Source organism: Corynebacterium sp. UMB8791 (assembly GCF_054166365.1).
The window spans coordinates 45,010-69,393 of record NZ_JBSZCG010000147.1 but is presented as its reverse complement, the minus strand read 5'-3'; the positions used below and the strand labels follow the sequence as shown (position 1 = coordinate 69,393).

Genomic DNA, 24,384 nt, shown 5'->3' with positions numbered 1-24,384 from the left:
CTGCTCGCTGAATCTCCCCACCCCATAATGCGCTAGCAGGCTGAACGCCGCTCTACGAGACACCCGGCAGTTTTTTACATCTTGCGTGCTTTTACCGCGCTGAATCTTGTTTTTCCATCACCGACTAGCTAGCATTTTGATTGTAGAGATTGCGCGCCGTGCGCAACTCCACATTGCCAGAAACCCCGCCGTGCGGGGTTTTTGTGCGTCTACGGCCAAATTCGTTGCCTACCGCTTTTAACAATGTTTTCAATCGCCCCCCACATCTTTTCTTGGGTTGCGAGCATTTTTGGGTTACCGACTTTCACGTTGAGACGCCGCTGATAAACATAACAGCAGAGGTCAGCGGCTTGTAACCCCCGCTCCGACCGTGAGTCATAGAATTCCATTTCTTCTATATTGGCAAGTTTGGAGCTTCGGTAGCCGAATGTCCCCTTGGCTTTATACTCGATGAATTCTTTACGCCCTTCCGGAGCGGTGTAGTGGTCATCGAGGTAACACTTCGCAATCTCGTTTCTTTTTGAGGCATACTCATTCACGCGCTCCAATATGTAGCCGATTGCTACCGTTCGTGGATTGTAAGCATTTCGATATTTCTTTGCTTGCTCATGTCGGTCAATGGTCTCCACGAACATGGCAGATGCAAGCATGTTTATTGTCCCAAGAGCGCGTAGATAAATCGATCTCGCGATTCTGATTGGAACCCCATCCCAATCTCGTTTTTGCTGCATCATGTCGTATCCATGCAACTCAGCATCGATATTGACGCAGCCGGTGGTCTCGGCATAGTCCGCAAGCAAGGCATCCAATTCTTGCTCAAGGCGTAAAAGGTTTTCGTCCTCCACGATCAAGACGGTGAGGGTGAAGTATTTATCCTTGTGCTCGGATTCATCAATAAATGCATGCAACACATGGATCACCCTAGCAATCCGTCACGCTAGTCCCCTTTCTGCGCCGTAATCTGCTCGGTCTGTGCTCGGTCTACGCCTGACAATACGCACGTGGTCGATTGTCTGTGCACGTCCGAGATAGTTCCCGGGCTCGGGAACTACTTTGGCCTCAGCCCCGGTTTTCGGCGCTCAACTGCGGTGTTTCCCCAGGTCGTCGGAATGGTCGCCTAAAATAGTTCCGGCGACCGCGAATCTCGGGGAACTATTCTGACGGGGCGCGGAGAAGCCCGCCATCCAAGCTGGTGTGTACGGGTTAAGCGACAAAATGTGTGCTTTTTGCATATGGATTCCCGGCCCTGCCTGGGCCTACGGCGGGAAAGTGCTCGTGCTGTTTGTCTACCTCAACCCGCCAGCAGGAGTCCTTGCGCCCGAGCGGATCAAATCCACCACCAACAGCTTAGAAGGCGGCATCAACGCCCAGCTCAAACTGCTCGCCAGAACCCACCGCGGCAGATCAGGCGAACGACAACGCCGCATGCTGGATTGGTGGCTCTACTTAAAAACGGAACTGCCTGACGATCCAGTACGAATCGCCAGGCAGTCCGACTGGGGCCAGGGCCAACTCGCCAAAGTATCCACCCTGACCCAAACCGAGAACCAAGCCGACCACGAAACAGGACGCCCAGCCCTCTACGACAACGCTATCGACACCGACTACACCCACTCAATCGGCATTCAAAAAGGCCAAATCTAACCCCCGCGACACGCCGAGCCAGACACACATTTTGACCCTTAACCCGCCTTCTTCGTACACGTTATAACGCGTCACTACAACATGAAAAATGCCCGCCCCTCACGTTCTGTGAGAGACGGGCTTGCGGTGCCAGGTAGAAGATTCGAACTTCTGAAGGCGTACGCCGGCGGATTTACAGTCCGCTTCCTTTGGCCACTCGGACAACCTGGCATGCACCGTAAGTGCGTGGACTACTTTACATCAACGCACCCGCGATAAGGCAAATCGCGTGCACAGAGGGCATATCCCACCGCTATCCGACGCGTTCGATAGCGTACACGGAGACCTGCCGCAGTGCTTGGTTTGCGGGGCCGTCGGGAAGGAAGTCGAGTTCGCGCTCGACGATGTCGAGGTACTCGCGCACGGTGGCGAGGGAGCGCTGACGCCCTTGCGTCTGGCCGAGCAGAGTGATGGCCCGTTCGACGTCGGCGTCGTTTTCGAGTGGGCCAGTGAGGAGGCTACGAAGCTCCTCTGCCGCGGGCGAGTCCTCTTCGAGCGCGTACAGCACGGGCAGGGTAAACACGCCTTCGCGGAGGTCGGTGCCTGGAGTTTTCCCGGACTGGGCGCTGTCGGAGTAGATGTCGATGATGTCGTCGACGATCTGGAAGATCATGCCGATGGCGCTGCCCATTCGGGAGCAGCTCTCGACGATGTCGCGCGACGCCCCGGAGTGCAGCGAGCCGAGGTAGGCCGCGGACGCGATGAGGACGGCGGTTTTGCCGTCGATAACTTTGAGGTAGTGCTCGACTGGGTCCTCCCCCTGGGCGCCGACTGTCTCGCGCATTTGGCCGGTGACCAGGCCCTGGAAGGTGTCGGCGAAGTGGGCGACGGTGTCGGTGTCGATTTCGCTCATGAGGCGGGAGGCGTGTGCGAACAGGATGTCGCCAGCAAGGATGGCGACGGTGTTGTTCCACCGCATGTTGGCGGAGTCGACGCCGCGGCGCTTCTCGGCTTCGTCCATGACGTCGTCGTGGTAGAGGGTGGCCAGGTGCACCATCTCGGTGGTGGTGGCGCCTTTGATGACGTTGGTGGCGCCCGGGTTGGGGCCGAACTCGCTGCAGAGCAGCGCCACGAGTGGACGGAAGCGTTTGCCGCCAGCGACTGCTAGGTGCATCACTTTGTCGGTAATGAACGCTTCACCTTGTTGGAGGCGTTCCCTGAGCAGCGTTTCAACGTCGCCCATGCCCTTCGTAACACGCTCGGTGAGGGCGTCGTCGCCTAGGTCCATGCGAAATCCATGGCGTGGTGACGGTGTTATGCCGTTGGTCATCGATGATGTCCTTGCAGGTTAAAGTACTCATTGCGCCATGCCCGGGGCATGTGCTGCGCGCGGTTAACATCACTAACCGTAGTCCACACCCTCTATTTTTTGCAGTAATGGGGTGTGCCTGCGCTATCTGGCACAATGTGGACTCGTGACTGAGTTTGTTGATTGCGTAGTTGTGGGCGCGGGCCCGTCGGGGGCCACGGCGGCCATTGCCGCCCAGAGAGCTGGGTTTTCTACCCTGCTTCTCGACGCCGCTTCGCCCGGCCGCGACAAAACCTGCGGCGACGGCCTGACCCCACGCGCGGTGCATACGATGCGCCGCCTGGGCCTGGAGCACGTGCTGCCCGCCTACCGCAACAAGGGCCTTCGACTGCACGGGTACGGGGGTGACGTGACGGCGCCGTGGCCGGACGGGGTCTACGGCACGGAGGGCTCCGCGAGCCCGCGCGCAACCTTCGATGCCGCGCTGGTCGCGGAGGCTGAGGCCGCGGGTGCCACTGTGTGGCAGGACTGCCCAGCAACGGACGTGGCGTTCGGAGCGGACGGCCTGATCGAGTCCGTGCACACCGCGCGCGGCGAGGTGCGCACCCGCTGGGTGATCGTGGCGGATGGGGTTCGTTCGACGTTCGGCAAGCTGTTGGGCCGTACGTGGCACAAGGGCGAGGTCTTCGGTATCGCGGCGCGTTCCTACTGCACCTCCCCCCTGTCCGGGGAGCCGTGGATGCACTCGCACGTGGAGCTTCGCGACGACACCGGCACCATTCAGCCCGGCTACGGCTGGATCTTTCCGCTCGGCGACGGCACGGTGAACCTCGGCTGCGGCGCCCTGTCCACGGATGCCCGCCCGGCGCGCGTGAACACGAAGAAGCTGCTCCACCAGTACGCGGACCAGCAGCGTGACACCTGGGCCTTGGGCGAGCCGCAGCAGGTCACCAGCGCCCTGCTCCCGATGGGCGGGGCAGTCTCGAACGTGGCGGGTCCGAACTGGGTGCTCATCGGGGATGCGGCGGCGTGCGTGAACCCGCTCAACGGCGAGGGCATCGACTACGGCATGGAGACTGCCGTCATGGCGGTGGAACTGCTGCAGGAGGGCAAGGACTGCACGCTGGCGTGGCCGCTCATCCTGCGGGAGGCCTACGGCCCGGCGTTCGCGTTGGCGCGCACCGCGGCCCGCCTGCTTACCTACCCACAGTTCTTGCCGGTGGCGGGCCCGCTGGCGCTGCGCGGGGTGGCAGGACGCCACCTGATGCCGGCGGCGGCACGCCTGATGGGCAACCTGGTCACCGAAGAAGACACAGACCTGATTTCGCGTGCGTGGCGCGCGGCCGGACGCGCGGTGCCGGTGAACGCGCCGCTATGGGACGCTACGTTGTAGGTTTCACGGCGCTGTGCAGCGCCACAATGCCGAGCGAGAGGTCCTGCCAGCCGGCGCCTGCCCACCCGTTGTGGTTGATGGCGGCGGCCAGCTCTTCTTGGTGCGGCCACGCCCGGATGGACTCGGCGAGGTACTCGTAGGCCTCCGCGTTGGAGGAGAACACCTTCGCCAGCAGCGGCAGCGCCACCGGCAGGTACTGCTTGTACAGGGTGCGGAAGCCGGGGACGATGGGCGTCGAAAATTCGTTGACCAGAAGGCGCCCGCCGGGCTTGGTCACGCGCGCCATTTCGCGCAGGCCCGCCTCGAAGTCGTAGACGTTGCGCAGGCCGTAAGAGATGGTCACGGCGTCGAAGGTGTTGTCGGCGAACGGCAGGTGCATCGCGTCGCCGACGACCTTGGGGACGTCGCGGTCGCGGCCGGCTGCAAGCATGCCTTGGGAGAAGTCGCAGGCGACGACCCACGCGCCGGACTTCGCCAGCTCAACGGTGGACACGGCGGTGCCGGCGGCGAGGTCGAGTACCTTCTCCCCCGGTTTCAGGTTGAGGCGCTCGCGGGCGCGCCTGCGCCAGTACTTGTCCAGCCCGAAGGACAACACGGTGTTGGTGATGTCGTACTTCTCGCCGACGCCGTCAAACATGCCCGCTACGTCGAAGGGCTTCTTCTCCAGATCTGCCTTGGCCATAACGCTCTACTGTAGCGCGCGCTGTGCCTGTTCGTAATACTCGATGAGTTGTCGGCACAGCGCCTCCCACGTTTTGCCGGAGACCGACCCGCGCGCCGCGACCCGCAGGTCCGGCCACCGGGCCTCGTCGAGGCACCACGCGACGGCGTGGGAGAGTTCGGTGGTGAAGGTGGGGACGTCGAGAAGGAGGCCGTTGGTGCCGTCGGTGATGAGGTCGACGGGGCCGCCGGCGCGGGGCGCGATGGTGGGCACCCCACTGGCCTGGGCTTCTTGGATGGTCTGGCAGAAGGTTTCGAACTCGCCGGGGTGCACGAAGACGTCGAAGCTGGCGTAGGCGCGGGCGAGCTCCTCGCCGGTGAGCGGGCCGCAGAACACCGCGCCCGGCAGCACGGATCGAAGCTCGTCGCCCTCCGGGCCGCCTCCGACGATCACCACCTGCAGGTCCTCGCGGCCGCAGAGCGTGGCGAGGCGGTGCACGCTCTTTTCCGCGGCAAGGCGGCCGACGAACCCGACGATGCGCTTGCGCCCGCTCGGGTCCCAGGTGCGACGCAGCTCCTCGCTGCGGCGGCGGGGGTGGTAGAGGGTGGCGTCGACACCTCTGCCCCACGTGTGGACCCGCTCGATGCCGTGGGCACGCAGTTGGGCCACCGCCGCCGTGGACGGGGCGAGCGTGAGCTGGCACGCGTTGTGGAGACGCCGCGTCCAGTCCCACGCGAGCTTCGCCAGCGCCGGCAGGTGGTACTTCGTGGCGAAGCCCGCCACGTCCGTTTGGTAAAGCGCCACCGCGGGCACCCCAAGCTGGCGCGCGGCGAACGCGCCAGCCGCCCCGAGCACGAACGGGCTGGCCAGGTGCACCACGTCCGACTGAAAATCAGCGAGCGCGGCGCGCACGGCACTGGTGGGAACCCCGACGGGCAGCGAGTTGACCATCGGCACGCGGACGGTGGGCACGCGGACCACGCGGAAGCCTCGGTAGTCGGGGATTTCTTCCTGGTACTCGCGGGCCCCGGGGGCAATCACGAGGGCGTCGTGGCCGTACTCGCGAAGGTGGTCGAGCACGCGCAGCACGGAGTTAGTCACCCCGTTGACGTTCGGTAGGAAGGACTCGGCGACGATGGCCACGCGCATCCGCTACACCTGCCCCTCGTTCTCCCCGCGAACGAAGCGGCCGACGCCCTTCCATGCGGCCGCGGCCACCAGTGTCGCCACCACCGCGACGGACAGCGCAGGGATCAGCGACAGCGTCCAGCCGCGACCCTCAACCTTGACCAGGTCAGGGTCGGTGCGCGAGTACGTCACCCACACCTGCTGTCCCTCGCTGAGCCCGGTTGGGTACAGCAGGCCGGTCGCGGGCGAGTGGGTGCGCCCGCGGTCGTCCTGGTATTCCACGGCGGTGCGGATCTTGCTCACGCCGGTCACGGTGGCGAGGCCTCGTCCGGGGTCGCGGGCGATGCGCCAGTCGTTGATGGCGGGGCCTGCGACCATCGCAAGGCAGCCGAGCATCGCGCACGTATACAGCGCCAGCACGAGCTGCTGGGCGCGTCGCTTCCAGCGGATCACTTTTGCAGCCGCTGCGCGAGTGCTCGCCGGGTGGACCGGGTGGTGCGCGCTTCCACGACGGTGATCGGGTTGGGTTGCGACTCCAGCTCGAGGAGCACCTCGTGCAGCTCGGTGAGGGTTTCGGCACGGCGGTAGTCGGCGCCGTAGGCCTCCGCCAGCTTTTCGACGTCCACTTCGTGCCTCGTACCAAACGCCTTCTCAAAGTCGTCCCGGACGGACTGCGCCCCGACCTCGAGCGTTTCGAAGATGCCGCCGCCGTCGTCGTTGGCGACCACGATGGTGAGGTTGCCGGGGTGTGGCTCGTCGGGCCCGATCAGCAGCCCACCGGCGTCATGGAGGAACGTGAGGTCCCCCATGAGCGCCACGGTGCGCGGTGCCCGGATCTCGTCCGGGTGCAGGCGTTGCGTGGCAAGCGCGACACCGACCGCCTGGGACACCGTGCCGTCGATGCCTGCGGCTCCGCGTGGGGAGAACGTGGGCACGCCGTCAAACGGCATGCCGACGAAGGAGGCGTCGCGCACCGGGTTGGAGGCCCCAAGCACCAGCGTGTCCCCCACCCCGAGGGTGTCGCACACGGCTGCGGCGACGTGCATGCCAGTGAACCCGTAGTCGGCGTCGGCGAGGGCGTCGCGCACCGTGTTCGCGCCAACACCGCCCGCGGCCTCGCAGATAGTGATCCACTGCTGGCGCGGCTGGCCTGTGGCGTTGACTCGCGACCCGCGCAGCTGCGGGTTGCCCGTGAACGTCTCCGTGCGCGAAATGCCGATCACGGTGATGTCCGGGTCGGCGAGCAGCGCCATCACGTCGCGGTGCAAGGTTGGGTGTCCCACCACGATGACCTGCTCCGGCTTCGTCGACGCCGCGAAGTCTCCTCCGTCGTGGCTAATCGAGACCTCGCTCTGCGCGAAGAAGCGCGCGGCCAGCGGGTGCACCTGGTGGAACGGCGTCGGCGCGGTGGGCTCCGCGATGGTCGGCACGTGTTCCAGGCCAGGTACGTCCCAGGCCTCATCGCCGGCGATAACCAGCGTGTCCTTCGTCAGGTCGACGTCCACGGCTCCGTGGTCGCACCACGCGGGCTTCGTGGCCAGGCGGCCCGGCCCAACCCGGCGCGGCTGCCCCACCGGCTCCGGCAGGGTATCCGGCACCAGCGGGGTGTCCAGGGCCACGTTCACGTGCACCTGGATGGCGCTGAAGTCCAGCGCGCGGGCCTCCTCGACGCTAGTGACCTGCTGGGTCTTGGCGTAGTGGCCGAAGATGCCCTGCTGCCAAATCGTCTGGGAGGCCCCAGTGCCGACCATCCACTCGGGGCGGTCGGCGCTGATCACGGCCAGCGGCACGTGCGCCATGTGCGCCTCCACCATGGCGGGAAGCGTGTTGGCAACCGCGGTGCCGGACGTCATCACTACGCCAACGTGGCGGCGCTGCACGCGCGCCAGGCCGAGGGCGGTGAAGGAGGCGGAGCGTTCGTCGATACGCATGTGGACGGTGATGTCCCTGCGTGCGAGCAGCGCGTACGCCAGCGGCGAGTTGCGCGAACCTGGGCACATCACCACGTCCGTGACGTGCTGCGACAGCGTCTCGGCGACCTGGTGGGCAATATCCATCGAGTTCATGGCCACCTACCTTACTGTCCTTGCAGGGCGCTCTCTGCACCGGAGACGATGTCGTCGAACAGGCCGCGAAGCTCGGTCGGCACCTCGACGGCTGGCTCGGTCGGTGCCACGGTCTCCCCGCTCTCCCCGCGCCCCCGGTCCGGCAGTAACTTCGGCCGCTTCGTCGTGGTTTCCGTGACCGTCTCCGTGACAACGGAAGTCGCAGTCACCGTGGAAGTTACCGGCGGCTTGTCCGCTTCAGCTGCAGCGCTTCGCCACAGGAAGAACAGCACCGTGCCAGCGCACAGTGCGATAGCAAGGGCAGTCCCCAGCCCGATTGCGAGACCATTGGAGCGCTGCGGCTCCGGCTCGTAATAGGACTGGGGTTCGTAATAGGCCTCCGGCTCGTAGTACTGCGTTTGGTGCTCCGGGTCCGGGAAGTACTGCTTTGGACGTTGCTGGTTATCCATGCTGCTAGCGTACCGCTAGAGCACCAAACCAAACACCGGCACCGCCAGGAAGTAGGTCACCACGGTGATCAGGCCGAGGGAGATGATGTTCAGCCACAGGCCGCCCTTGAGCATCTCGCCCATGGTGACGTAGCCCGAGGAGTACGCAATCGCGTTCGGCGGAGTTGCCACCGGAAGCATGAACGCACAGGTTGCGGACAGCGCCACCGGGATGGCCAGCAGCAGGATGTTCATCTCGGTTGCCTCGGTCAGGCCGATACCAACCGCGACACCACCCATGATCGGGAGGAAGGTTGCGGCGGTTGCGGTGTTCGAGGTCAGCTCGGTCAGGCCCAGCACCAGTGCAGCGACAGCCATGATGAGCAGGATCGTCGGCAGCACGGCGAGGCCCTTTGCGGCTTCACCGATCCAGAGGGACAGGCCGGTGGAGGTGAACATCGCGGACAGAGACAGGCCACCACCGAACAGCAGCAGGACGTCCCACGGCATCTCGTTCGCGGTCTCCCAGTCCATCAGGCGCTTGCCCTGCTTCGTGCCCGGCACGATGAACATCAGCAGGCCGGCAATGATGCCGACGATGGCGTCGTTGTACGGGAACTCCCAACCGAACTGCTTGATGCCAAGCGGAATGAAGATCCAGGCGAGTGCCGCGATCAGGAAGATGATGCCGACGGCCACCTGCGGGAAGGTCCATGCGCCCAGCTTGCGGTACTCGGCGTCGATAAGCTCCTTGCCACCAGGGATCCGGTCGATCTCAGGCTTGAACACGTTAATCAGGACAAACCACGCGATCACGGTCAACAGGATCGCCATCGGCATACCGACGAGCATCCACTGGCCGAAGCCGATCGTGATGTCGTGTGCTTCCTTCATGTAGCCGGCCAGCAGCGCGTTCGGTGGTGTACCAATCAGGGTGCCGAGCGAACCGGTGGAGGCGGAGTACGCGATTGCCAGCATGAGCGAGGTAGCGAACTTCTTCTGGTTCTGCATGCCACCCACGGAGTCAGCGGTCAGGGTCAGCACAGAAACACCAATCGGGAGCATGACCACCGCGGTCGCGGTGTTGGACACCCACATGGACATGAAGCCAGTGGCCAGCATGAAGCCCAAGATGATGCGCTTCGGGCTGGTACCCACAATGCGCACGACCACCAACGCGAGCCTGCGGTGCAGGTTCCAGCGCTGCAGGCCAAGGGCCATCAGGAAGCCGCCCATAAAGAGGAAGATCGTGGACGACGCGTACGGCCCGGAGACGGCGCTAAACTTTGCCACGCCCATCACTGGGAAGATCGCGATCGGCAGCAGCGCGGTTGCCGCCAGCGGGATCGCCTCCGTCATCCACCACGCCGCCATGAGCACCGTGGTCGCGGCGACGACGCGCATCACGTCAGCGTCGTAGGTCGTTTCAGGGTCGGCGCCCGAGGACTGTTGCACTGTTTCGGCAGCGCTGCCCGGGAAGATGTAGTACACCAGCAGCGCAAGCAGCACACCTGCGATCAGGCCGATGAGTTGGCGGCGCCACTCACCCGGTTCGGGCGACTTGGCAAGCTCGCCGTCGGAGAGCGCGGACGATTCGTGCATCACGGGAGTCGACATTTTCGATCCTTTCGAACAGGATTCACACAACAGCTAAAAAGGTGATCTTTCACACCCTCGCGTGGGAGACGTTACGCCCTCACACATCAAATGTCGCAAGAATGCACAGATTAATCAAACATTTCCACCCCCGCCCGGGCACGTTTTTACCCCCGCATGGTGTCCATGCAGTCCCGAACGCGCTGAAACCACCAGTCGCGACGTTCCGCGGGAGCCCGCAACTCGTGCAGACGCGCCGGATCGGGGGTAACAGGGGTGGCTTCGAGGCAGCCATCGATAAGTGGGCGGGGCTTCGCGACGTCCTCTACGAACAGCCGCTGCGTAGCCAATCCCGCCGCGCGCGAGTCCGCGCACCGCGCCGCCACCAGCCCCGCGTACATCCCCACCGCGGTGTCCAGGGCGCTCGCCACCGTCACATCCATCCCCAAGTTCTGCTTCAGCGCCAGCAGGCGGCGCACTCCCCCGAGCGGCGCAACCTTCAACACGGCAACATCCGCCGCACCCAGCTCGGCGACACGCAGCGGGTCAGCGGCCCGGCGTATCGATTCGTCCGCCGCGATCGGCGTACGCACCCTCGCCCGCACCTCCGCGAGCTCCTCCGCGCTCCCGCAGGGCTGCTCGATGTACTCCAGCTCCCCCAGCGCCTCGGCGGCGCGCACCGCCTCTTCGACGCTCCACCCCCGGTTCGCGTCCACGCGCAGGGTGGCGTCGGGGCGCAGCTCGCACACTCGCTCAACGCGCGCAACATCGTCGGCGAGCGTCTGGCCAGCCTCGGCCACCTTGATCTTGAACGTCCCGATCCCCGGGAAACGCTCCAACACCTCCTCCACCTGCGCCGCATCCACCGCGGGCACCGTGCCGTTCACCGGCACCGGTCCGGAGGCCTCCGGCAGACCATCGAACGCGGCCTCCAAACCGGAGCGCAGCCACTGCGCGGACTCTTCAGGGCCGTACTCCACAAAGGGAGAGAACTCGCCCCAGCCGGAGGGGCCGTCGATAAGCAGGGCCTCGCGCGTGGTGATCCCGCGGAACTTCACCGCCATGGGCAGGGCTACAACGTGGGAACGCTCGAGGACCTCGTCAACAGAAGGCAGAAGGAAAGGCATACCGCCAGGCTAGCGCCGGCCGAGCACCAACGCGACAGGACCCGACGTGCACGCCCCGCGCGAGGGGCAGCCACCGCAGCCGCCCGCGCAGGAGTCGTTGAGGGCGCGACGCTGCACTTCGCCGGTGGCCTCGAGGTGGGCCATGACGGCGTCGATAGTCATGGGTGACAGGTTGGTGCGGCGCGCGATTTCCTCGCGGCTCACGCAGCCCTCGCGCAGTGCGCCGAGCACCGCCGACATCGGTCCGCTACTCATCAGAAGAACACCTTCAGCAGCTGGAACGCACCGACGGCCAGGCCCCACGCCATCACCATCTGCAGTGCGACGCCGAACAACGTCCACTTCAGGCCGATCTCCCGGCGCTGCGCAGCAAGCGTGGCCACGCACGGGGTGTACGCCAGCAGGAAGAGCATGTACGCCCACACTGCAGGTATCGCGTGCCCGCCGGAGGCCTGGTTGAAGTCTTCGCGGATCGCCTGGCTCAGCGGCGAGTTGCCGTCGCCCTCCTCGGGCTCCTCCAGCGCGTAGGTCTGCGCCCAGCTGGAAATGACGGCCTCCTTGGCCACAAAGCCGGTGATCAGTGGGCCGGCCAGGGACCAGGAGTCGAAGCCTGCAGGCGCGAAGACAGGGGCGATCGCGTCAGAGACAGTGCCGTACACCGACTCCTGCGGGGCAACCTCGCCGAACTCTGCCTCGGAGGTCACCGGGGTGGACTGCAGCGCCCACACCACGACGACGGTCGCCACGATGATCTTGCCCGCGGTCTCAAGGAAGCCACGCAAGCGCGCCCACATCACCGACAGCGCCAGGCGCGCGCCCGGCAGCTGGTACACCGGCAGGTCAATGACCAATGGCTCGGTGCCCATCGTGGACCACAACACCTTGCGCAACGCGAAGCCCGTCAGCACGACAAGCAGGATAGAAATGACGTACATCGCGAAGACGACGGTGCCCGCGTGATCCGGGAAGAACGTCGCAGCCAGCATGACGTACACCGTCAGGCGCGCACTGCAGGACGCGAACGGCACCAAGAGGGCCGTCATCAGGCGGTGGCGCGGATCCCCCATCACGCGCGTCGCCGAAATCGCCGGCACGTTACAGCCGAAGCCAACAATGAGCGGGATGAACGCTTTACCAGGCAAGCCCATCGCACGCATCACACGATCCGCGACGACGGCCGCGCGCGCCATATAACCAGAATCCTCCAGCACAGCGAGACACAGGAACATCAGCGCCATCAGCGGCGCGAACGTGAGCACCATGCCCACGCCGTTAATGAGGCCGTCGACGACCAGCCCTCGCAGCCAGCCGATATCCGGCAGCACCGCGAGCGCCGCGTCAGAAACTGGGCCGCCAAAAAAGCCCTCCAGGCCATCCTGCAACGGCTTCGCCACAGTCGTGGTGATCTCGAAAACCATCCACATCGCCACCAGGAACATCAGCGGGCCGATCACCGGGTGCAACGCGAAGCGATCCAGGCGCTCGGTGAAAGTCTGCTGGTGACCGGTGTCGGTCGCAGCAACTTCGACGGCGGCGTCGACCCAGGCGAAGCGGGCGTCGGCAAGCTCGAAGTCGTCAGTGGTAGCCACTGGGCGCAGGGTGACCGCTGGTTCGGCGAGCTGGGCGTCGATAACTTCGCGCAGACCGCGCACATCCCTCTTACGCGGATCGACCGCGACCACGGGCAACCCAAGCGCGTTCTGCAGCGCCGCCGCATCCACCGCAATGCCCTCCGCGCGGGCCACATCCATCTTGGTCAACGCAACCACGATGCGGTACGGCGTCTCCGCGAGCTGCGCCACCATATACAAACCACGCGCAAGGTTCGCCGCATCAACGACGACCACCACCGCATCCGGACGCTCCGCCGGGCAACGCTCCAGCAGCAGCTCGCGAGTGAGCTCCTCGTCAGGGCTCTGCGGATCCAGCGAGTAGGCGCCAGGAAAATCAATCACGTTATAGGAACCCGCCCACACGCCGCGAGAAATCTCCACGGAGGTGCCAGGCCAGTTGCCCATCTTCACGTTCGCGCCAGTCAGCGCATTAAACAAGGTGGACTTGCCGGCGTTCGGAGCTCCGATCAGCGCGATGGTGGGCTCGCCCTTGACGGCGGTATCTGCGTGCGGCCCGCAACACGACGGAACCTGGGTGAAATCGGCCATGGCTATGCCACGCTCACCTTGATGCCACGCAGCGCGTCAGCGCTGAGGGCGTAGCGGGAGGTTGCCACCTTGATCACGCGGCCACCACCAGCCGTGGACTGCATAATGCTCACGCGCTGGCCTGGGCGAAGACCAAGCTCCTGCAGGCGACGCGCGACGGTAGGGGTAGTGTCAAGCGCCGCGATAACGGCGCTGTCGCCGACGGGGATGCGGGCAAGGGTGCCCTCGGCAGTTTTCGTTATCAGACTCATACGTTTGATTTAACTCCGAGCCCATTAGGTAAGCAATGCCTTATACAGTGGTTGCCTCCCTGTGGGGGTGCCCCGAGCTGCCGTCGGCACCGTAGACTACAAAGCCATGAGCTATTCCACTGCGCAACCATTCGACCCAACCCAATGGCGCGAGGTCGAAGGTTTTGACTTCACCGACATCACCTACCACCGACACGTAGGAACCACACGCGCCGACGGCATCGTCCGCATCGCCTTCGACCGCCCCGAAGTACGCAACGCGTTCCGCCCCCACACCGTCGACGAACTCTACCGGGCACTCGACCACGCCAGGCGCGACCCTTCTGTGGGCGTGGTGTTGCTGACCGGCAACGGGCCTTCCGAGAAGGACGGCGGCTGGGCGTTCTGCTCCGGCGGCGACCAGCGCATCCGTGGCCGCTCCGGCTACCAGTACGCGGGCGGCGACACCGCCGACACCGTCGATGAAGCGCGCGTCAAGGCCGAGGGCGGACGCCTGCACATCCTTGAGGTCCAGCGCCTCATCCGCACCATGCCCAAGGTGGTCATCGCGGTGGTGAGCGGCTGGGCAGCCGGCGGCGGCCACTCACTCCACGTCGTGTGCGACCTGACCATCGCCTCGAAGGAGGAGGCCAGGTTCAAACAAACCGACGCCGACGTCGGCTCCTTCGACGCCGGCTACGGCTCCGCCTACCTGGCCAAGATGGTGGGTCAAAAGTTCGCCCGCGAGATCTTCTTCCTCGGCCGCACCTACTCTGCCGAGGAGATGCAGCGCATGGGCGCCGTCAACATCGTCGCCCCGCACGCTTCCTTGGAAGAGGAGGCCATCCAGGTCGCCCGCGAAATCAACGGCAAGTCCCCCACCGCACAGCGCATGCTCAAATTCGCCTTCAACCTTGTCGACGACGGCCTCATGGGCCAACAAGTCTTCGCCGGTGAAGCAACCCGCCTCGCCTACATGACCGACGAGGCCGTCGAAGGCCGCGACTCCTTCCTTGAAAAACGCGAGCCCCGTTGGGACGACTTCCCGTTCTACTACTAGGTAGGTATGTGACCTAGCGGTTTTCTCCCCTTCGTGCCCCTTTGAAATAGTTCCCGCCGCCGGGGAACTATTTTGCGTTTGGGGCCGGTTCCGGTCGACCAACGGTTACATTTCCCTAGGTCACAACGGCTGTCCACGAAAATGGTTCCGGCGATCACGAATAGGTTGGGAACTTTCTTCGGGTTTCTAGTTTTCTGTAGCGTGGTGCCATGAAGCGCTATCTGCCTCTCATCACCGCCACTCTCCTGCTGGCTTCCTGCGGCACGGCGCCTGTGCCGGAAGCGCCCGTGCCGGAAACAACACTGGGCACGCCCGCGACTGAAGCACCGGTGCCCTCCACCCGTGATCTGTACGCCGACGCCATCGCGGACCCGGCGCGGTTCTTCGCAGATCTCGACGGCTTGGACGGCACGTTCGCCTACGACGTCTTAGATATCAACGGCGATCTTGAGCCGGAACTGCTGCTGCGCGCTGGTGCTGACGGCCCTTCTCCAATTCGCGTGTTGCGGGCCCAGGACGGCACGCTGAGCTGGACGAAGGACTACCTCATCGACTCGGACGACCCGTACCCGACTGTGTTCACCAACGGCACGCAGCCGGGCTTGGACCAGTACGAAGCCGAAAGCCCTCTCTTGCACGTGACGCACTTCGAGCTGCGGGGTCAGCGTTTGGAGAAGGTGTGGGGTCCGGAGGAGACGGTCGTCGGCAATCCGCTCAGCGAGTTCACCCGTATCACCTGGCACCCGACGACGGCCGCGGCGGCGCTGGGCACAATCAAACCTCCAGAACTCAAAGGTCCAATGGAGGGCACGATGGGTCAGGTATCCGAGGTCGAGCACCTACAGGGGCAGCAGTTCCGTGTCTGGTTCGCGCCAACCGCGGACGGTATCGCGGTGACCTACCCTGAGCTCGGCTGTGCAGGGCAGCTCACGAGAACCGAGGATGGCTTCCGGGAGACGATCACCGAGGGCACCTGCGATAACGGCGGCACGTGGCACTTACTTATCGACGACAACCACGCCCACGCCTTCTACAACTCCCCCGATGGTCGCTACACGGCGGACGGACGCCTCACTCCGGCGGGTTAGCGTCGTACTGGGCGCATCCCGCGCAGCGTCCGCATCAGCAGCACTACAACCACCGCCAGCAGCACCAGCCCCACCGCAGCCGCAACCCACACTCGTGTACCGGTGGCGGTAGCTGGCCATGCGGGGACGGCAAGGATCCATAACGCAGATTGCGCGAGGACGTCGCCGCCGATCGTGGCGGAGACGATCGTGACCAGGATCGCCGCAGCCAGCGCCCATGCCACGCCGAAGCGGACGGTGATGGCAAGTGCGGTGAGGGCCAATACGCTGCCGGCGAGGAACGCGAGGAGTCCGAAGCGCGCGTCGCCAACCACGGCCGCTCCGAACGCGCAGACGAGTGCGACGACTCCAACGCACCAAGTGGCCAATGCGGCGCGGACGTGTGGGTGTTCGACCTGCATGAGCGCCCAGGCGGGACGCAGTTTCGGCCACACCAGTGTGGGAAGCACGCCCGCCCCTATCGGCAGGATGATGTAGGTGAACATCGCCTCACGCACATCCACCGGATATGCCAGCGAGAACAGCAGCACCAGGGCGGTGAGCAGGAGCAAGACGCGTATCGACGACACCCTCGCCGCCATCGCAACCCCCTTCACCGCAGCCACGTATCCGGTGGCTTCGGTGCGTGGCGTCGCCGGAGAAGTGGCCAGCGGTGCGGTGACGTGGTGGACTCGGCGGCGGCGCAATATAGGTCGGGTGCGCGGTGGTACGAGGGCGGCCACTACAAAGCCAATTGCTGCGAGCACCAGCGTGAGGATGAGGGCAAGCACAGGAGACTCCCCCGCCATCGGATCCGTGGCGTCGAGGGGCAGCAGGTTGAAGTGCAGGCCCATGGTCGGCAGCACCAACCGAATTGGCCAGGCGCCGGGGTTGGCCCACCACCAGTCGCGTTCGGCGAAGTAGCCAAGCTCGATGGTGAAGAAAAAGCCGAGGATGATGGTCGGCAGCATCCCGATGCGTCGCGTAGACGCGGCGGCGAGGCCTGCCGGACCGAGCATGCCCAGCCACACAAACAAGCCGACGAGTGCGATCGCGGCTGTGTTGTCTAGGTTGAACATGAGGCCGGCGGCAACCGGTACGACAAAGTCAAGGGCAACGAACACGGCCAGCGCCAGCCACACCACGGCGATGCGGGCGGCTCGCGTTCGCACCCGTGAGACCGGCCGCCACAATGTGCCGCCGCCACGGGCGTCACGTTCGCGGGTTTCGGCCAAACCGGCGAACAGCGCGGCGGCGGGAGCAGCCATGCCGGTGACCAACAGTCCTTGCGGGTAGAGCAGGTTCGACGCGGTTTCGACGTTTCCGGCCAGGGCGAACAACGTCAGCAGCACGCCAACCAGCAGGCCTGCTCCGGCGAGCCACCACAGCATGGAGCCGCGCGCACGGATCCATTCGGCGTGTAGGAGGGTCATCGGTCATCACCTGACGTGAGCCGGAAGAATGACTCTTCTAGGTTGGGGCCCAGTTCCGCGAGCTCGCCTGCGAAGCGGACGCCGCCGCCTGCGATCACGGTGGCGTCGTCGGCCATGTGCAGCACTTCGCCGAGTTGGTGGGAACTGACCAGGACGGTGCGCCCGGCACGTGCGTATTCGCGGAGGTAGTCGCGCAGGTGGGCAATGCCTTCGGGGTCGAGACCGTTTTGTGGTTCGTCGAGAATGAGCACCTCTGGCTCGCCGAGCAGCGCCTGAGCGAGGGCGAGGCGTCCCTTCATGCCGGTGGAAAACGTTCCGGCTTTCTTCTTGCCCGCGGTTTGGAGGCCGACCAGTTCGAGAACCCGGTCGGCTTCGCTGTCGGGAAGGCCCAGCAGCGTGGTGTGGACGCGGAGGTTGTTGCGGGGGCTGAGGTGGCTGTAAAAGGCAGGGTCGTTGATGGAGGCGCCGACATGGCGCAGCGCCTCACGGGCGAAGGGCTGCCCCATCAGTGTTACCTCGCCGGCATCGGGTTCGATCAGGCCGAGCAGCACCGACATCAGCGTCGATTTCCCGGCACCGTTGGGGCCGAGCAGCGCGTGGACTCGGCCCGGGGTGGTGGTCAACGACACATCGCGAAGTACGTGGTGGTCCCCGAAGGACACAGCCACGCCGCGGCAAGCAAGTTGCGTATCAGTCATGGCATTCATGGTCGTCACCCAGCAAAGCCACCACATCGGTCGGTGGGACCAAACTGCCTCCTCCTCTAGGAGGAGATCCCGGCGCGCTGCGCAATCAAGGCGAGCGCCACCCTGTCGCGCGCGCCAAGTTTGGCAAGCAGATTAGAGACGTGCGTTTTCACCGTGGTCTCTGCAATAAACAGTGTGGCGGCGATTTCAGCGTTCGTGGCGCCGCGGCCAATTTCTGCGAGCACGTCGCGTTCGCGTTGCGTCAGCGCCTCCAGCGCGGCGGCGGATTCTTGGGTGCCCGCACCGTCGCGGACCCATTCCATCACGCGGCCGGTCACCCCGGGGGCCAGGACCGATTCGCCGCGGGCGACAGCGCGCACGGCGTTGGCCAGGACGTCGGGTTCGGCGTCTTTGAGAAGAAAGCCGTGCACGCCGGCGTCGATAGCCGCATGGATCAAGGTGTCGTCGTCGAAGGTAGTCAGCATGATCACGCGTGGGCCCATTTCCATGATGGTGCGGGCGGCGGTGATGCCGTCGAGTACTGGCATGCGGATGTCCAGCACCGCCACGTCGATGCGGTGGGCGCGGGTTTGCTCCACGGCCTCGGCGCCGTCGGCGGCGGTGGCGACGACGGTGATGTCGTCCTGGGCGTCCAAGATGGTGCGGAGGGCGCTGAGGAGGAGCGGTTGGTCGTCGGCAAGGAGCAGGCGGATCATGCTGCCAACTCCGCCCGCACGGTAAACGTCTCCCCTGACTGCCATGTCTTCAGCGTGCCACCGGCGCTTGCCGCGCGTTCGCGCAGCCCCTCCAGCCCAACGCCGGCGCCTGGTTGGGGTCGAATCTGGCCTGTAGAAACGACTTCTACCACCACAGTCTCGCCCGGTGCGATCCGAACCATCACAGCGGGATCGACTTGGTGGCGCGCCGCGTTTGCCAACGCCTCCGCTACGATGCGATAAGTAGCAAGCGAGGTCACCGGGGAGACATCCACTGCTGGTGCTTCCAGCGACACTTCCAGACCGGCATCGCGGTAGCGCTGCACCAACGACGGCAGGTCAGGGATCCCCGCCGCCGGCGAAAACGCATGATCGCTCTCACGCAGGCCGCGCACAAGCAGGCGAATCTCCGACAACGACTGCCCGGCGGCCTCGTTGATCTGCTGCAGCGCCTCCCGCTCCTGCCCGGCCGCCAACCCGGCATTGGCCTGCGCCTTGATCAGGGTCAGGGAGTGGCCGAGCAGGTCATGGATATCGCGGGCAATGGCGCGGCGTTCCTCCTCGCGCGCTGCCGCGAGGCGCTGCTCTTTCGCGTTCGCTTCTCGACGCCGCTCCGCCTCCTCAGCCGCCAAATTCGCCCCGAGCAAGTACCCCACCGCGCACGCGCCCCAATGCAGTGCAAGCGTGATCCCCAGATCAGCCCCGTGCCGGTAGAACAACACGAAGTTGTCGTCCCATGTCCACATGAACGGCGACAGCAGCGCCCACCCGCACGCGGCGGTGAGGACGCCCAACGCGAAGCGCTTCTCGGTGAACCGCCCGGCGATAAAGGTGGCCACCGGGACCGCCAACACCCACGGGGAAAAGCCAAGGTTGATCGGCGCTGCCAGCCACAACGCAGACCAGGCAACATTCAGCGCGATAAGGGCAATCGAGGAGAACTTGGGTTTGCTCGTGAGCACCACGCACACCGCGACGAAGCCCCACGACAGTACGGCTTGGCCCCAACTGGCCGCATGTGTGGGTTGGGTAAACGCACTCGCGGTGTACACCGCCGCCAAGATGGCAACAGCGACCGCGAGCACAAGGTCACCCGGTTTGTAGCGCATGGGCGTAAGCCTATCGGCAACACCGAGCACGCGCCTCCTCCCAGGGTAGGAGATTTACTTGTTCAGCCCGGGAATCTTCGGAAGCTCCGGCACATTGATGCCGGCGTTCTTGAGCAGCGCGAACAACCCGCCCAGCGCTGCCAGAACCGCAGCGATGATGCCGATGATCTGGCCGAGCTTGGCGTCAAAGTTCTGCGGCTGCTCCGGCTTCGGCGCGGGCTGCTCCGGGGTCGGCGTTTCGGGTGTGGAAGGGTCGGCTGGTTGGCCCGGCAGGGTGTTCTTCAGTACCGGCGGTGCTGGCAGGTCTGCGTTCTGGGTGCTGAAGATAAGCGGTGGGTTGTCACTGCACTGTTGCGCCTGCTTAAGCAAGTAGTAGTAGCGGGACTCGAGTGAGTCGGTGGCCTTGGCAAAGTAAGTATCGGACATGTTCGAGGCAAACGCGGCGCGCTTCCAGTCCTGGACGTGGTTCAGGAACCGAGCAGTGTTGTCGCCGGTACGGCCAAATACGTAGTTCTCCCCGAGGCTGGTCACCTCCGGCACGGAGCCGTCGATACCGATGTACCAGCGCGCCGAGCCCTGCAGCGCCTTGCCCGCTGGTGAAAGCGGAATCTGGGCACCCTGCTTCATGTCCAGGTAGAAGTCGGCGTCGGTGGAAACCAGGCCTAGCTTGGCCAGTTTTTCCTTAGTGGCGGCGCGGGCGGCGTCGTAGTCGGGACGCTCGCCGGGCTCCTGCCCTTCCAGGCGGAGTTGCTGGTAGGAGATGATGGCTGGTTGGTCGAGGTGGGCGTCGCCAAGTGGTTTGAGCCCCTCGAAGGTTGCCTCGAATGCTTCGGCGACGGCGGTGGCGTACATGCCGTGCGTGAGCGTTTTTGCGATGCGTTCGGCCTGCCAGGCGGGGCCGCGCTCGGCGTCGTTGAGGACGACGCGGCACTGGCCGCTGTCAGTGCGGGCGAGGTGGGCGGCGTGGGCCGGGGTCGTGGCGAGGGCGGTGAAGGCGGTCGCCGCAGCGACGGCCGATGCGATGATCTTCTTCATGCCCATGTAATCGGCACAGACGGTGCCGGGCGTTACGCGGCGACCACAACTCCCCCGCCGGTTCCATCGAACATCCGACCGACTCCGCCCCGCGGTGTCGGAGGCGTGCCTTATATTGAATGACGCCCCCAACACGGATGGACAAAGGAGCAGGAATGGGCCGGAATGGGTTTGCGGTCGTCGATTTGGAGACGACAGGGCTGAGCAACCAGGACCGCATTGTGGAGATCGGCGTGGTGCTGCTGCGCCCCGACTTCTCCGTGGAGCGCACGTGGGAGACCCTGATCCAGCCGGAGCGCGACATTCCGAATAGTTACATCCATAAGATCACGGCGACCGATGTGGTGGATGCACCATTATTTCGCGACGTCGCTCCGTACCTGGGCTCGCTGCTCAATGGTCGCACGCTGGTGGCGCACAATGCGTCGTTTGAGCACCGCTTCCTGACCAACGAGTTCGCGCGCGCCGGCGCGGAGTACGGCTTGTGCGAGTGGCTGGACACGATGCGGTTGACGAAGCAGTACATGGGCGTGGGCAAGTTGAGTGAGGCGTTGGGCATCGCGAAGATCCGGAACCGGTTTGCGCACTCCGCACTCGCGGACGCCGAGGCGACCGCGGAGCTCCTCCGTTACTTGTGCGTGGGCAACGGAGTGGACGTCGAGAAGTATCCGGCGGCGACGTTCACCTCCCCCGCAGCCGAGGCCCCGTGCCTCCCCCGCGGCGGCGAGCCGTCCTGGGCGGGGCAGCTTTCGCGCGCCTTGCCGACGGCCACCACCAAGAACGAAGCCGACTACCGCGCCGAGCTGACCTGCGCACTTGTGGACCGCGCCATCTCCCGCACCGAGATGCGCCGCCTCGAATCCACCGCCATCGCCGCGGGCCTCAGCGCCGACGACGTCGACGCCATCAACGAGGAGTTCACGCGCCAGCTCGCCGTCGAGGCCTGGGCCGATGGCGTCATCACGGACGAGGAGCGCGCCACGCTGCTCGACATTGCCGAGGCGCTCAACGTCGATGCGCAGCTCGTGCGCTCGCTTCTCGACGAGCCCACCTCCGGCCCCACCCCCGCCACCTTCGCCCTGCGCCCGGGCGACCGCGTCGCGTTCACCGGAGCCCTCGACATCCCTCGCGACGTCTGGACCGACCGCGCCACCGCCGCAGGCCTCGACGTCGGTGGCGTGACCCGCACGTGCGCCGTCCTTGTTGCGGCGAATCCGGACTCGATGAGCGGGAAGGCGAAGCAAGCACGCGAGAACAACGTGCCGATCATCAGCGAGACCCACTTCGCCCAGTTACTGAAGGCCATGGAGGATTCGACCGAGGACGCACCGGTTGCTGCCCCTGATGCCGCTGCGCCTGTTTCAGCCCCGGAGCAGTTCTCTTGGCTGACCACCGAGCAGTCGCACGCTGTTGGCGCGTCGAGTGCGCGCATCGCCGCCGCGTGGATCGAACAACACCCGGACCGCCCACTGCACGAGATCGCTGACAACCTCAAACCCCACCACGTCCCCGAGGCGACCGGGCGCGGCATCGACCGCTACCTCGCCATGTGGAGCCTCGAGCACCCGGAGATGCTCAACGCCAGCGCCGACGACCTACTTGACCTGCACGGCGTCGGCCCGAAGCGGTGCAGCCAGCTTGTGGAGATGGTGGTGGACCTCGCCGTCGACGGCGTCGAGGAGACGGCTGAGGTGGAGGCGGCGGTTGTTGAGGAGGTCGCTCCGGAGATTGTTGCGGAGGCGCAGCCTGCTCCAGCGCCACGCCCTGCAGCCACAAAGCCCCGACCTGCCACCAATGAACTGACACCTGAGGAGCTACTTGCCGCAGCGTATGCCCCGCTGCACGCACCGGTCCCCGCCCAATCGACGCTGTACGATCCCGCGCTGCTCACGCCTGCTACCGCCCCGAAGCGACGCTCCAAGTCCGGGAAGGTATTCAAGCGGTCGGTGATCATCACGGTGGTGTCGTTTGTGCTCTTCGGGCTGTGCCTGGAAACGTTCGACCCGGAGGCCGAGTCCTTCATCGCCGGGATGCTCGCTCTGGCCACGTTGGCCGGAATGCTGACAGCGGGGGTCTCGGGCGTGATGGCATTGATCGGCAAGTTGCGGGGGTAGAGCGCCAGGCCTTGTGCGTGTCTGATATTCAGTTGGGTTTGTCCGGCTGGTTACCGGAATCAGCTTGAGGCATTCATCTCACCCCCTTCCTTACGGTCGAGACCAGCCGCTTCCACAAAGAAGCGCGTCCGCGCCGCCACTCACAGTCCGCAAATTGCAAAAGCGGGTATAAAACCGTTGCAAAAGCGGGTGCGAAATCGTTGCAGAAACGGGTACGTCACCCGTGAGCTGCACGTTTACCGCAGCTCTAGGAACGCGCTCGCCACCATGCCGCGCGCCCGAAAACAGCGGCGCGAGCCCCAAAAAATTCCAAACTGTAGTAGGTGGATTGTAGTAATCCTCGAAATTCTTTGCGAAAAGCGGAATACTACAATCCTTTTACTCACTTTTAGGCGATCAACCCTAGCCCCCGGCCGCCCAACTCCAGCCCCCGCCCCCAACCTCACCCCACCCCAACCCAGCACAAGCCCAAACCAGACCACCCCGACCACCTCGCGCCCCAACAAACTAGACCGACCAGTCTTGCAATAACAAACCGAGTGGTTTATTCTTCGGTACAGCTTAAAACAACTTGAAAGGAAACATTGTGCTGAAGAAACTCACTGCCATCACCGCGGCTGCCGCGTTAACGCTTGGCCTCACCGCCTGCTCCGGCGATTCCACCGACGCCACCGCTACCCCGGACGGCGACTTGCAGACGATCCGCGTCGCTACTTCGCCTGGCCCGTACTCGGAGCTGTTCACGGACGCGGTCGGCCCCATCCTGGAGGGGCAGGGTTACGAAGTGGAGTACCAGTCGTTTACTGACCTGACCCAGGCAGATACTGCGCTCAACGAGGGGTCCGCGGACTTGAACGTTGACCAGCACACTGCCTGGCTGAACGTCTTTAATGAGGAGAAGGGCAGCAACCTCGCTTCCATTACTGAGGTGCCGACGGTGCCGGCTGGGTTGTACTCCGATAAGTACACGCAGCTCACCGAGGTTGCCGACGGCCACAAGGTTGGTATCCCGCTGGATGGGTCGAATAAGTCCCGCGCGCTGCACCTGTTGGTGGATGCTGGCTGGATTACCTTGAATGATCCGGATGCGACGCTGGTCGCGGAGTCGGATATTAAGGACAACCCCCACAACCTGGAGATTATCTCCATTGATTCGGGCAACCTGTCGCGCACGCTGCCGGACTTTGACTGGGCGGTGATCCCGGGCTCCATGTCGTATTCCGCCGGGTTGGACCCGAAGTTGCAGGTGTTCCAGGAGACGCTGCGTCCGGAGCTGATTCTTGTCGCGGTGACCACCGAGGACAAGAAGGATCAGCCGTGGGCGAAGGCGGTCGCGGACGCGTACCGCTCGGAGGAGTTCAAGCAGTACTTCGACGAGCACAACGAGAACAACTACTGGTTCCTTCCGGATTCTCTGAAGTAGACAAAGCGCTAGAAAGGC

The 24,384-nt window shown here is 64.7% G+C and carries 22 protein-coding genes, 1 tRNA gene and 1 pseudogene; 6 read left to right on the top strand and 18 right to left on the bottom strand.

The genetic code is table 11. The annotated features are described in order from the left end of the window. Positions 1-209 precede the first annotated feature (209 nt). Positions 210-911 (bottom strand): DUF3800 domain-containing protein, encoded by a 702-nt coding sequence (locus ACXIUA_RS10160; RefSeq protein WP_256021583.1) that lies wholly within the window; start codon positions 909-911, stop codon positions 210-212. Positions 912-1,275: 364 nt separating this feature from the next. Between ACXIUA_RS10160 and ACXIUA_RS10155 the strand changes: the two are divergent. Further along, positions 1,276-1,644, top strand: a pseudogene (locus ACXIUA_RS10155) (IS1249 family transposase); the annotation flags it as partial. Between the two features lie 127 nt (positions 1,645-1,771). On the opposite strand, the gene ACXIUA_RS10150 reads toward ACXIUA_RS10155, so the two are convergent. Together ACXIUA_RS10150 and ACXIUA_RS10145 are read right to left on the bottom strand one after the other, a co-directional pair. Next, a tRNA-Tyr gene (locus tag ACXIUA_RS10150) sits at positions 1,772-1,854 on the bottom strand. 82 nt (positions 1,855-1,936) lie between these two features. Beyond that, positions 1,937-2,953: a polyprenyl synthetase family protein gene (locus ACXIUA_RS10145; RefSeq protein WP_070363146.1), complete on the bottom strand. Its 1,017-nt coding sequence runs from the start codon at positions 2,951-2,953 to the stop codon at positions 1,937-1,939. A gap of 145 nt (positions 2,954-3,098) precedes the next feature. Here ACXIUA_RS10145 and ACXIUA_RS10140 point away from each other — a divergent pair, with 145 nt between their 5' ends. Beyond that, positions 3,099-4,325: a geranylgeranyl reductase family protein gene (locus ACXIUA_RS10140; RefSeq protein WP_457976755.1), complete on the top strand. Its 1,227-nt coding sequence runs from the start codon at positions 3,099-3,101 to the stop codon at positions 4,323-4,325. Here ACXIUA_RS10140 and ACXIUA_RS10135 read toward each other — a convergent pair. From ACXIUA_RS10135 to ACXIUA_RS10090, 10 genes are all read right to left on the bottom strand, one after another. Beyond that, on the bottom strand, positions 4,315-5,007 hold the full coding sequence (locus ACXIUA_RS10135) for a demethylmenaquinone methyltransferase (protein ID WP_070363148.1): 693 nt from the start codon (positions 5,005-5,007) through the stop codon (positions 4,315-4,317). The two genes, ACXIUA_RS10140 and ACXIUA_RS10135, sit on opposite strands and share 11 nt — an antisense overlap. Positions 5,008-5,013: 6 nt before the next feature. Beyond that, a complete protein-coding gene (locus ACXIUA_RS10130; protein WP_457976753.1) occupies positions 5,014-6,135 on the bottom strand; it encodes a glycosyltransferase family 4 protein in 1,122 nt (373 codons plus the stop codon). A gap of 3 nt (positions 6,136-6,138) precedes the next feature. Next, a complete protein-coding gene (locus tag ACXIUA_RS10125; protein ID WP_457976789.1) occupies positions 6,139-6,564 on the bottom strand; it encodes a DUF3592 domain-containing protein in 426 nt (141 codons plus the stop codon). Continuing rightward, a complete protein-coding gene (gene menD, locus ACXIUA_RS10120) occupies positions 6,564-8,180 on the bottom strand; it encodes a 2-succinyl-5-enolpyruvyl-6-hydroxy-3-cyclohexene-1-carboxylic-acid synthase (RefSeq protein WP_457976752.1) in 1,617 nt (538 codons plus the stop codon). Before menD ends, ACXIUA_RS10125 begins: the two co-directional genes overlap by 1 nt. A gap of 11 nt (positions 8,181-8,191) precedes the next feature. Next, positions 8,192-8,629, bottom strand: coding sequence for a hypothetical protein (locus ACXIUA_RS10115; protein WP_457976751.1), 438 nt, complete (start codon positions 8,627-8,629; stop codon positions 8,192-8,194). Positions 8,630-8,644: 15 nt separating this feature from the next. Then, complete coding sequence (locus ACXIUA_RS10110) at positions 8,645-10,225, bottom strand: SLC13 family permease (protein ID WP_070477487.1); 1,581 nt, start codon at positions 10,223-10,225, stop codon at positions 8,645-8,647. Positions 10,226-10,371: 146 nt separating this feature from the next. Further along, the gene (locus ACXIUA_RS10105) at positions 10,372-11,331 is read right to left on the bottom strand and encodes an o-succinylbenzoate synthase (protein WP_256001121.1); all 960 of its coding nucleotides are present in this window, start codon (positions 11,329-11,331) and stop codon (positions 10,372-10,374) included. Positions 11,332-11,340: 9 nt separating this feature from the next. Then, positions 11,341-11,586, bottom strand: coding sequence for a FeoC-like transcriptional regulator (locus ACXIUA_RS10100; RefSeq protein ID WP_070477483.1), 246 nt, complete (start codon positions 11,584-11,586; stop codon positions 11,341-11,343). After that, the gene (gene feoB / locus ACXIUA_RS10095; protein WP_256020562.1) at positions 11,586-13,493 is read right to left on the bottom strand and encodes a ferrous iron transport protein B; all 1,908 of its coding nucleotides are present in this window, start codon (positions 13,491-13,493) and stop codon (positions 11,586-11,588) included. Before feoB ends, ACXIUA_RS10100 begins: the two co-directional genes overlap by 1 nt. 2 nt (positions 13,494-13,495) lie before the next feature. Continuing rightward, entirely contained in the window at positions 13,496-13,744 is a 249-nt protein-coding gene (locus ACXIUA_RS10090) for a FeoA family protein (protein WP_083290805.1), read from the bottom strand. 106 nt (positions 13,745-13,850) lie between these two features. Between ACXIUA_RS10090 and ACXIUA_RS10085 the strand changes: the two genes are divergently transcribed. Next, the gene (locus ACXIUA_RS10085) at positions 13,851-14,783 is read left to right on the top strand and encodes a 1,4-dihydroxy-2-naphthoyl-CoA synthase (RefSeq protein WP_256006121.1); all 933 of its coding nucleotides are present in this window, start codon (positions 13,851-13,853) and stop codon (positions 14,781-14,783) included. A gap of 209 nt (positions 14,784-14,992) precedes the next feature. Beyond that, on the top strand, positions 14,993-15,871 hold the full coding sequence (locus ACXIUA_RS10080) for a hypothetical protein (protein ID WP_252931000.1): 879 nt from the start codon (positions 14,993-14,995) through the stop codon (positions 15,869-15,871). On the opposite strand, the gene ACXIUA_RS10075 is transcribed toward ACXIUA_RS10080, so the two are convergent. From ACXIUA_RS10075 to ACXIUA_RS10055, 5 genes are all read right to left on the bottom strand, one after another. Beyond that, positions 15,868-17,283, bottom strand: coding sequence for an ABC transporter permease (locus ACXIUA_RS10075; protein WP_457976750.1), 1,416 nt, complete (start codon positions 17,281-17,283; stop codon positions 15,868-15,870). The two genes, ACXIUA_RS10080 and ACXIUA_RS10075, sit on opposite strands and share 4 nt — an antisense overlap. Continuing rightward, positions 17,280-17,981: an ABC transporter ATP-binding protein gene (locus ACXIUA_RS10070; protein WP_457976749.1), complete on the bottom strand. Its 702-nt coding sequence runs from the start codon at positions 17,979-17,981 to the stop codon at positions 17,280-17,282. Before ACXIUA_RS10070 ends, ACXIUA_RS10075 begins: the two co-directional genes overlap by 4 nt. Positions 17,982-18,046: 65 nt before the next feature. Further along, positions 18,047-18,685 carry a response regulator gene (locus ACXIUA_RS10065; RefSeq protein WP_457976747.1) on the bottom strand — a complete coding sequence of 213 codons (639 nt, stop codon included), beginning with the start codon at positions 18,683-18,685 and terminating at the stop codon, positions 18,047-18,049. Then, the gene (locus tag ACXIUA_RS10060) at positions 18,682-19,794 is read right to left on the bottom strand and encodes a sensor histidine kinase (protein WP_457976746.1); all 1,113 of its coding nucleotides are present in this window, start codon (positions 19,792-19,794) and stop codon (positions 18,682-18,684) included. Before ACXIUA_RS10060 ends, ACXIUA_RS10065 begins: the two co-directional genes overlap by 4 nt. Before the next feature lie 54 nt (positions 19,795-19,848). Continuing rightward, entirely contained in the window at positions 19,849-20,829 is a 981-nt protein-coding gene (locus ACXIUA_RS10055; RefSeq protein ID WP_457976745.1) for a hypothetical protein, read from the bottom strand. Positions 20,830-20,984: 155 nt separating this feature from the next. On the opposite strand from ACXIUA_RS10055, the gene ACXIUA_RS10050 reads away from it, so the two are divergent. Together ACXIUA_RS10050 and ACXIUA_RS10045 are read left to right on the top strand one after the other, a co-directional pair. Continuing rightward, positions 20,985-22,943, top strand: coding sequence for an exonuclease domain-containing protein (locus ACXIUA_RS10050; protein WP_457976744.1), 1,959 nt, complete (start codon positions 20,985-20,987; stop codon positions 22,941-22,943). A gap of 586 nt (positions 22,944-23,529) precedes the next feature. Further along, the gene (locus tag ACXIUA_RS10045) at positions 23,530-24,366 is read left to right on the top strand and encodes a MetQ/NlpA family ABC transporter substrate-binding protein (RefSeq protein WP_457976742.1); all 837 of its coding nucleotides are present in this window, start codon (positions 23,530-23,532) and stop codon (positions 24,364-24,366) included. Positions 24,367-24,384: the final 18 nt, after the last annotated feature.

What these genes read in the sequence shown, in the direction of transcription:
- ACXIUA_RS10145 (WP_070363146.1), bottom strand. Translation starts at nt 2,953, where the DNA reads ATGACCAACGGCATAACACCGTCACCACGCCATGGATTTCGCATGGAC.
- ACXIUA_RS10135 (WP_070363148.1), bottom strand. Translation starts at nt 5,007, where the DNA reads ATGGCCAAGGCAGATCTGGAGAAGAAGCCCTTCGACGTAGCGGGCATG.
- ACXIUA_RS10130 (WP_457976753.1), bottom strand. Translation starts at nt 6,135, where the DNA reads ATGCGCGTGGCCATCGTCGCCGAGTCCTTCCTACCGAACGTCAACGGG.
- menD (WP_457976752.1), bottom strand. Translation starts at nt 8,180, where the DNA reads ATGAACTCGATGGATATTGCCCACCAGGTCGCCGAGACGCTGTCGCAG.
- ACXIUA_RS10115 (WP_457976751.1), bottom strand. Translation starts at nt 8,629, where the DNA reads ATGGATAACCAGCAACGTCCAAAGCAGTACTTCCCGGACCCGGAGCAC.
- ACXIUA_RS10110 (WP_070477487.1), bottom strand. Translation starts at nt 10,225, where the DNA reads ATGTCGACTCCCGTGATGCACGAATCGTCCGCGCTCTCCGACGGCGAG.
- ACXIUA_RS10105 (WP_256001121.1), bottom strand. Translation starts at nt 11,331, where the DNA reads ATGCCTTTCCTTCTGCCTTCTGTTGACGAGGTCCTCGAGCGTTCCCAC.
- ACXIUA_RS10100 (WP_070477483.1), bottom strand. Translation starts at nt 11,586, where the DNA reads ATGAGTAGCGGACCGATGTCGGCGGTGCTCGGCGCACTGCGCGAGGGC.
- feoB (WP_256020562.1), bottom strand. Translation starts at nt 13,493, where the DNA reads ATGGCCGATTTCACCCAGGTTCCGTCGTGTTGCGGGCCGCACGCAGAT.
- ACXIUA_RS10090 (WP_083290805.1), bottom strand. Translation starts at nt 13,744, where the DNA reads ATGAGTCTGATAACGAAAACTGCCGAGGGCACCCTTGCCCGCATCCCC.
- ACXIUA_RS10085 (WP_256006121.1), top strand. Translation starts at nt 13,851, where the DNA reads ATGAGCTATTCCACTGCGCAACCATTCGACCCAACCCAATGGCGCGAG.
- ACXIUA_RS10080 (WP_252931000.1), top strand. Translation starts at nt 14,993, where the DNA reads ATGAAGCGCTATCTGCCTCTCATCACCGCCACTCTCCTGCTGGCTTCC.
- ACXIUA_RS10075 (WP_457976750.1), bottom strand. Translation starts at nt 17,283, where the DNA reads ATGACCCTCCTACACGCCGAATGGATCCGTGCGCGCGGCTCCATGCTG.
- ACXIUA_RS10070 (WP_457976749.1), bottom strand. Translation starts at nt 17,981, where the DNA reads ATGACTGATACGCAACTTGCTTGCCGCGGCGTGGCTGTGTCCTTCGGG.
- ACXIUA_RS10065 (WP_457976747.1), bottom strand. Translation starts at nt 18,685, where the DNA reads ATGATCCGCCTGCTCCTTGCCGACGACCAACCGCTCCTCCTCAGCGCC.
- ACXIUA_RS10060 (WP_457976746.1), bottom strand. Translation starts at nt 19,794, where the DNA reads ATGCGCTACAAACCGGGTGACCTTGTGCTCGCGGTCGCTGTTGCCATC.
- ACXIUA_RS10055 (WP_457976745.1), bottom strand. Translation starts at nt 20,829, where the DNA reads ATGAAGAAGATCATCGCATCGGCCGTCGCTGCGGCGACCGCCTTCACC.
- ACXIUA_RS10050 (WP_457976744.1), top strand. Translation starts at nt 20,985, where the DNA reads ATGGGCCGGAATGGGTTTGCGGTCGTCGATTTGGAGACGACAGGGCTG.